Annotated in this window: 1 protein-coding gene; it reads left to right on the forward strand. The window is 43.5% G+C overall.

Annotation, left to right across the window (positions count from 1 at the left end; genetic code table 11):
* The coding region (locus ACFINE_RS09980) for an NADH-quinone oxidoreductase subunit J (protein ID WP_375621920.1) at nucleotides 1-437 on the forward strand (437 nt) is incomplete at its 5' end.
* Nucleotides 438-542 lie beyond the last annotated feature (105 nt).

Here is a 542-nt window from a genome sequence, read left to right on the forward strand (position 1 = left end):
ATGCTAGTGGTGTGGTTGGTTGTATGGTAATTTTAGGTTTTGGGGGGGCCTATATAGGTCTGATGTTGTTTTTAATTTATCTGGGGGGTATAATAATTGTTTTTGGCTATACTACAGCGATAGCTATTGAGGAGTATCCTGAGACATGGGGTTCGGGGTTCGAGGTTTTAGGGGGTCTTTTGGTGGGTTTAATAATGGAGGCAGGATTAGTTTTATGGGTCTCAAGTTCTGATGGGGTGGTGGTAGTTAGTTTTAATAGCATGGGGGATTGGGTGATTTTTGAGGGAGAGGGGTCAGGGTTAGTTCGGGGGGATTCTATTGGTGCTGGTGCTTTGTACGATTATGGACGTTGGTTGGTGGTAGTTGCTGGTTGGACATTATTTGTGGGTGTATATATTGTGATTGAGATCACTCGGGGTAATAGGTTATATTATTAGAAGTAGGGTTAGGGCAAGGGGGATGAGAAAGGAGAGGGAGTATAGCTTAATCATGCCTTTTTGAGTAGTGATAGTCTTGGAAGTGGTGGTATGTGTATGTGTGCG

The sequence above is a fragment of the Bartonella sp. AA97HXZ genome (assembly GCF_042196985.1).
Lineage (GTDB): Bacteria > Pseudomonadota > Alphaproteobacteria > Rhizobiales > Rhizobiaceae > Bartonella.